The organism is Pseudoalteromonas sp. SR44-2 (assembly GCF_014163745.1).
Lineage (GTDB): Bacteria > Pseudomonadota > Gammaproteobacteria > Enterobacterales > Alteromonadaceae > Pseudoalteromonas > Pseudoalteromonas distincta.
Map to the genome: position 1 here is coordinate 1 of NZ_JACJDW010000063.1, position 7,108 is coordinate 7,108.

At 41.9% G+C, this 7,108-nt stretch carries 6 protein-coding genes and 7 tRNA genes; 3 read left to right on the plus strand and 10 right to left on the minus strand.

Going from position 1 to position 7,108, the window contains the following annotated elements:
• Positions 1–122 precede the first annotated feature (122 nt).
• From H5115_RS19795 to dnaQ, 9 genes are all read right to left on the minus strand, one after another.
• Positions 123–199, minus strand: a tRNA-Asp gene (locus H5115_RS19795).
• 54 nt (positions 200–253) lie between these two features.
• Positions 254–330, minus strand: a tRNA-Asp gene (locus H5115_RS19800).
• A 37-nt stretch (positions 331–367) separates the two neighbouring features.
• Positions 368–444, minus strand: a tRNA-Asp gene (locus H5115_RS19805).
• A 38-nt stretch (positions 445–482) separates the two neighbouring features.
• Positions 483–559: transfer RNA gene (locus H5115_RS19810), tRNA-Asp, on the minus strand.
• Positions 560–590: 31 nt separating this feature from the next.
• Positions 591–667: transfer RNA gene (locus H5115_RS19815), tRNA-Asp, on the minus strand.
• Between the two features lie 41 nt (positions 668–708).
• Positions 709–785, minus strand: a tRNA-Asp gene (locus H5115_RS19820).
• A gap of 27 nt (positions 786–812) precedes the next feature.
• Positions 813–889 (minus strand) — tRNA-Asp (locus tag H5115_RS19825).
• Between the two features lie 97 nt (positions 890–986).
• A complete protein-coding gene (locus tag H5115_RS19830) occupies positions 987–2,357 on the minus strand; it encodes a TIGR03503 family protein (RefSeq protein WP_182756964.1) in 1,371 nt (456 codons plus the stop codon).
• A 9-nt stretch (positions 2,358–2,366) separates the two neighbouring features.
• Complete coding sequence (gene dnaQ, locus H5115_RS19835) at positions 2,367–3,080, minus strand: DNA polymerase III subunit epsilon (protein ID WP_149594757.1); 714 nt, start codon at positions 3,078–3,080, stop codon at positions 2,367–2,369.
• A gap of 68 nt (positions 3,081–3,148) precedes the next feature.
• Here dnaQ and rnhA point away from each other — a divergent pair, with 68 nt between their 5' ends.
• Complete coding sequence (gene rnhA / locus H5115_RS19840; RefSeq protein WP_149594756.1) at positions 3,149–3,613, plus strand: ribonuclease HI; 465 nt, start codon at positions 3,149–3,151, stop codon at positions 3,611–3,613.
• Here the strand turns inward: rnhA and H5115_RS19845 are convergent.
• A complete protein-coding gene (locus H5115_RS19845) occupies positions 3,610–4,383 on the minus strand; it encodes a class I SAM-dependent methyltransferase (protein WP_182756967.1) in 774 nt (257 codons plus the stop codon). The genes rnhA and H5115_RS19845 overlap by 4 nt on opposite strands.
• A 53-nt stretch (positions 4,384–4,436) precedes the next feature.
• Here H5115_RS19845 and gloB point away from each other — a divergent pair, with 53 nt between their 5' ends.
• Entirely contained in the window at positions 4,437–5,210 is a 774-nt protein-coding gene (gloB, locus tag H5115_RS19850) for a hydroxyacylglutathione hydrolase (RefSeq protein ID WP_182712737.1), read from the plus strand.
• 155 nt (positions 5,211–5,365) lie between these two features.
• On the plus strand, positions 5,366–6,946 hold the full coding sequence (locus H5115_RS19855; RefSeq protein WP_182756969.1) for a LysM peptidoglycan-binding domain-containing protein: 1,581 nt from the start codon (positions 5,366–5,368) through the stop codon (positions 6,944–6,946).
• The last annotated feature ends 162 nt before the right edge of the window (positions 6,947–7,108 follow it).

The window sequence follows — 7,108 nt, forward strand, 5'->3', positions numbered from 1 at the left end:
TGATAGCTGATAGCTGATAGCTGATAGCTGATAGCTGATAGCTGATAGCTGATAGCCAAAGAATATTTTACTAAATTATTTAATCAAGGACTTTATAAGCTTGTTATTGAGGAAATAACAAGTGGCGGAGTGGACGGGACTCGAACCCGCGACCCCCGGCGTGACAGGCCGGTATTCTAACCAACTGAACTACCACTCCGCAGTGGTATGTGCATGGGGTAATGCACTTACTAATTTTAATCATGATATCAAATGGCGGAGTGGACGGGACTCGAACCCGCGACCCCCGGCGTGACAGGCCGGTATTCTAACCAACTGAACTACCACTCCGCAGAGATATCATTATACTTGTTATTACTTAATTTGTTGGCGGAGTGGACGGGACTCGAACCCGCGACCCCCGGCGTGACAGGCCGGTATTCTAACCAACTGAACTACCACTCCAGCATACAAATTTTGTAATATAACATTGTTTAAATAGTTGGCGGAGTGGACGGGACTCGAACCCGCGACCCCCGGCGTGACAGGCCGGTATTCTAACCAACTGAACTACCACTCCAGCGCATATTTAAACTGTTATTTTTTCTTATTGGCGGAGTGGACGGGACTCGAACCCGCGACCCCCGGCGTGACAGGCCGGTATTCTAACCAACTGAACTACCACTCCATAATAAGAATATGTTTTACAACCATACGTTGTGTAAGTGTTGGCGGAGTGGACGGGACTCGAACCCGCGACCCCCGGCGTGACAGGCCGGTATTCTAACCAACTGAACTACCACTCCAGCTTTTACTTACAAGTTTTACGAAAATGGCGGAGTGGACGGGACTCGAACCCGCGACCCCCGGCGTGACAGGCCGGTATTCTAACCAACTGAACTACCACTCCATATTTTCGTTGCTGTTTAGGTCTCCCTGACAGCGGCGTGAATAATACGAACCAACCCCTATTTCGTCAAGGGCTTTTTTGTTTTTTTATAGGTTTTTTAGTCATCTGTCATCGAAAGGTTTAAAATTTCACCTGATCTGTCATTTTTTGAGCCATTTTTACCGACTTGATTTTTTTCAGTGTCGGCAACATCACCTTCGCTTGTTTTCTTTTTCTTTAAAAAAGACAGCTTCACTTTAAATTTAATCGGTTTTTTCTGAACAAATATACGAATTAGCAACCAGCCGAGTAATAAAATGAGCGTATTGCAGCCTACAATTAAACTAATAATTGTCGATGTGGCCATTTTTTCTTCAACAGGCTCACTCTCAATCATTTTATCTGGCGTAATAATCGTTGCAGGATCAATTTCGGGCACCGCTTCTATGGGTCGCTCTATCTCAAATTTGTACGTTGGTAGCGTTGCCATAAATTCACGACCATTAATATTAGTGCCAAAAACAGACAGTTCAACACTATATCTACCCCAATCATAATTTTTAACACTAAGTTGTCGTGAGTCTTTAGCAGCAGCATCTATGGTAAACATTTGCTCTTCGTTATTGGGATAGTAGATTTTTCCCTGGATAATGACTGTTTCTGGCTTAACAATACTTGGGTCTATATTTATAGTTAACAGATGCTCGTCTGTGTCTTGCTCTGCTAACGCGACTTCGGTTACAAAAGGCGGCTCGTGCACTTCTATTGTATTTTGCACAATGCGACGCTGCAACAGAGGTGTTGCCACGTAAAGCTCTGGTGTCCATTCACCCGCAGGAAAATCTAAAGTAAACTCGCCGGTAAACACACCATCTTTAGGGCGCTCATCAAATCCTCGTCCATCGTCTTTAAATTCCGCTACTTCTTGAATGCCTGCGCCAAAGTTAGCAAAGTTTTCATTGTTGGTACTTACAAAGTCAACATTAAGGCTAACTACATCTCTAAATAGGTTTGTGTTAATTGGCTCACCGTCGTTTAGTATTTTCCCGGTGATTTTTATTGTCTCCCCCCTAAACAACATTGAAGGAAGAGGCTCTGCCTCAAGAGATATTTCGCCTAATACAACTATTCTGCTATCGGGCAAAATACTGCCTATTACTTGCCAAGGACCTGCCATAGGTTTTTTTATGGTAACTAAATCGTAGCTGAGCTCGTCAAACCAATCTAAGTTAGGGTTTTTAACTGAGTCAGTAGCAAAGTACTTACTGCCATCGGGACGCACTAAAATAACAGCAGGTGCACCTGATTTTCTAAAAAACAGCAGTGTTATTTCATCTATTTTGCTATCTATGCGAAAACGATTATCAAGTAAAGGGATCTCATTTTGATGCCCATCGCGCTTGAGCACTTCTACTTGTTTTACGCCATACGCATTGCCAGTAAATAAACTAGCGGCACATAACGCTGTCACAAAATACATCGTTTTCATTAAATCGCCTTATTCAGCGCGCCATATACATTGGCCGCCTTCTTTGTTTACAAGATCTAATCGTGCTTCGTGTGCGCTTTGCTCAGCGTCGCTTGCTCGCAGAACAACTAATGGGGCTCTATCACTATTTAAACGCTTTATACCGCCCTTCTGTTGCTCGCTGCCCTCATCTTTGTTTTGATTCAAGTTTAGCTTTGTTTGACCGCCCGTCATGGCAAGGTAAACATCGGCTAAAATCTCAGAATCCAGTAGCGCGCCGTGAAGCGTTCGTTTACCGTTGTCTACATCGTAACGACGACATAAAGCATCAAGGTTGTTCTTTTGACCTGGATGCAAGTCACGCGCCATTTTAAGCGTGTCGAGAACTTGACAAAAAGTATCTGTTTTAGGGAAGCCCTGATTAAGTAGCGCAAATTCGTTATCCATGTGGCCTATATCGAACGGCGCATTATGAATAACTAACTCTGCCCCTTCAATATAGTCGAAAAACTCTTGGGCAATTTGATGAAACAACGGTTTATCACGTAAAAATTCATTAGTGATACCGTGAACGTCTATTGCTTCTTCTTCGCTTGGGCGTTGTGGGTTTATATAAACGTGAAAGTTATTGCCTGTTAAACGGCGATTTACTAACTCCACACACCCAATTTCTATAATACGGTGCCCTTGTTTAGGGTCGATGCCGGTGGTTTCTGTATCTAAAACTATTTGTCTACGTGCCATATCGAATTTAGCCTGATTCTGGTATCTTTCTATAATCACTTTATTGTACATAAGATCAAGGTAAAACAGTGCAAAAAACCGTAGAGATTTACACCGATGGCTCATGTTTAGGTAATCCAGGCCCCGGCGGTTATGGTATTTTTATGATTTATAACGGTCACGAAAAAGAAATGAGCCAAGGTTATAAACTCACAACGAATAACCGAATGGAAATGCTCGCGGCTATTGTAGCCCTAGAATCACTCACTCGAGAATGCGAAGTAAACCTAACAACCGATAGCCAATATGTTAAGCAAGGCATTGAATCGTGGATAACTAACTGGAAAAAACGTGGTTGGTTAACATCAGCTAAAAAGCCGGTTAAAAACGTCGATTTATGGAAACGCTTAGATAAAGCCTGTAACGAGCACAATGTAACTTGGAAATGGGTTAAAGGGCATAGCGGCAATAAATACAACGAAATAGTTGACGATTTAGCGCGCGATGCCGCTGGCAGCAAAGATTTACTAGAAGATGTAGGCTATCAGCCTTAATTGTTATTTTTTTCATCGCAGCGCTTAAAGTGCTGCTTTGAGGTTTGCCTAAGCCCTGCCCCTTTTACTGGTGCAAACTGCGGCCTTGCATGCCACTTAGGTTTTATTGGCGTAAGTGGCGCAACTCTTTTTCGTGCCACCAGCATATAAACACTGCCCATTGGTTTTAAATACTGTTTTGCAAAAGTACGCCAAAACTCAAATCTTGATAACCTATTACCTCTAGCCAGTGATGAATAAATAAAACGTTCGTCACTTACAATTTCAAAACCCAATAAATTTAGCCAATCTTTAACCCTCGCAGGGGTAAAAAAGCGCCCTGTCCATGGTAATTTTTGACCGCTAAAAGGCAACATTTGTGCAAGCCCGCACAAACTAAACGGATTAAAACCAGTCACGAGTATATAACCGCCCGGAATAAGCGTGCGATGTGCTTCTCTTAAAATGTGATGTGGGTCTGAATGATACTCTAAGCAGTGGCTTAGTATGCAGGCATCAATACTGTGCTCGTAAAATGGCAGTTCATCTATGTCAGCGACTACCCCGGTGTAAGGCCCAGGCTCTGCAACACACACTTGGTGTTTAATCGAACTTATACTTGTGTTTAATTCGCCACTTAAATTACCCAACTTAAGCATATGATAGCCAAACATACGCGGAAGCCATTGCTCCATTTTACGTTCAATATCTGTGCGTAAATAATCCCCATGAGGAAACTGCTGCCACGACAGTGGTTTGGGTCCTTCTTGAAAACTAAGGGCTGGTTTCATTTTTTGAGCTCGTTATACTATGCGATAAGTGTCACTTTATAGAGCAATTTACCATGGTGCAAGTCAAAGCAATTAAAGCCTTTTCTGATAATTACATTTGGTGTTTAACTACCGATAACAGTAACCAAGCATGGGTAGTCGATCCAGGTCAAGCACATCCCGTATTAACGTACTTAGCTGAGCACAAACTAACGCTTGGTGGTATTTTAATTACGCATCATCACTACGACCACACTGATGGCGTAGCTGAATTAGTTGACGCCTATCCAGATATATCGGTTTATGGCCCTGCAAATAGTCCATTTAAAGGCGTCACTCACGCACTCACTGATGGACAAAGCATCAGTGTGCTTAATATTAACTTTACTATTTTAGCAACTCCTGGGCACACGCTTGATCATATTTGTTACACAAATGATGAACTTGCTTTTACAGGCGATACATTATTTAGCGGCGGATGTGGGCGCTTATTTGAAGGCACGCCAGAGCAAATGTGGAAATCTTTTAATAAACTAAGAGAGCTGCCTGCAAGCTGTGTTGTGTATTGCACACACGAATACACGCAAGCTAATCTTGCCTTTGCCAAAGCAGTTGAACCACGCAATCCAGAACTCCTTGAGTACAGTAAAAAAGTAGATGAATTACGCAGTAATAATCAAATTTCTCTACCGACCTCTATTGGACAGGAGCTAAAAATAAATCCATTTATGCGTAGCGATTTGCCAACCATTATAGAGTTAGTGCCCGAGAAATTTATCTCGGTTACAAAAAACAATGAACCTTGGGGAAACTTTGCGAGTCTGAGACAGTTCAAAGACAATTTTTAATGCAAGAACTAATACTTTAATATTTATTTTATTAGAATCATTAACTTAAGATATAGTGATGATTCTATTTCTGCGTTTTAAAATGTCATTAAGTGGCAATGTTAACTCATAACAGGTAGTATTCGCCGAGTTTTTTACCCGATGTATTGGTATTTATGAATAAATCTCCCCTATTAGTAGCCTTGGCGTTAGCGCTAAGTGGTTGTCAAACACTGACAACATTAGAGTCAGACTCTAAAGTTGCCACGCAAGCAAACCAACAACTCGAAGGCGCAAGTCCTAACGACATTAACAATGCATTGATGGTAAACGCACAATATCAGCAAGTTGACTCTGATGAGCAAGAAGCTCCCGTGTTTGATGATGTGTGGGAGCGAATTCGCTACCAACTTTCTATCGAAATACCGCAAAACCGCCCTGTTGTTACTGAACGTAATTATTACGCTCGCCACCAAGCCTATTTAGATCGTATTTCTAAACGTGCAGAACCTTACTTACACTTTATTGTTGAAGAAGTAGAAAAGCGCGAAATGCCAATCGAAATTGCACTACTGCCTATTGTAGAAAGCGCATTTGACCCATTTGGTTATTCTAATCGCAGCGCATCGGGCATTTGGCAGTTTATGCCTGCAACCGGTGAGCGATTCGATTTAAAACAAAACTGGTGGTACGACGGTCGTCGCGACATAGTGCAGTCAACTCGTGCAGCACTTGACTACTTGTCGTATTTACATAAAACACTTGAAGGCGATTGGCTAAATGCGATTGCTGCTTACAACTCGGGTGAAGGGCGCTTGATGCGCGCGATTAAAAAGAATCGTAAAAAGCATTTACCTACCGATTTTTGGTCTCTTGATTTACCTAGCGAAACAACAGCCTACGTACCAAAGTTATTAGCACTTGCCGATTTATTAAAACGCTCAGATGATTTTAACGTTACATGGCAACCAGTAATTAATGCACAAGTGGTTGAAGTGGTTGATGTTGGCTCGCAAATAGATTTAGCACTTGCTGCTGATATGGCCGATATGACGCTTACTGAGCTATACAGATTAAACCCCGGTTTTAATCGCTGGGCAACTGATCCTAATGGCCCGCATTCTTTATTACTGCCAGTAGATAAAGCAGAGCAATTTAGCCAAAAACTAGCAAACACTGATGTTAAAAACAGATTACGCTGGCAACGTTATATTGTGGCTCGAGGCGACAGCTTATCAGTAATTGCCAAAAAGTTTACAACGAGCTCAAGTGCAATCCGATCGCTTAATAAACTCAAATCAAATACGATTAAAGTAGGCCAAGAGTTACTAGTCCCGCTTACTGATGGCGCTATAAATAGCGAACATTTACCAAAGCAGATGCGTTTAGCTGCTAATAAAGCAACTCGCACAAAGCTTTCGCACACAGTTAAGAGTGGCGACACGTTATGGGACATTAGCCGCGAATATGACGTAACTATGGATGAGTTGGCTAAATGGAATAAGCTAAAGAAAAACTCTGTACTGCGCCTAAATCAAAAACTTACTGTGTATAAGTCAGCTAATAAACCACAAGCAACGGCAAGTACCAACCGTACCATTACATACAAAGTACGCCGTGGTGACTCACTTGCACGTATTGCGTCTAAGTTTAACCTAAGCGTTAACGAAATTATTAAGTGGAATAACTTAGCTGGTCAAAAATACTTACAACCTGGCCAAAAGCTAAAACTTAAAGTAAATGTCAGAAGTAGTTAATTTATAAAGCTACAAAAGCAAAAAGGAGCGCATGCGCTTAATGCCAGTCAGTTAAGCTGACTGGCATCTTTCTTTTTATGGGGATACTTAGATGGTTTTGGCTTAACCCATCGGGGATATCTTCTATCCTCTCGTCTAGCTGGAAGCTTAAATAAGACCAGT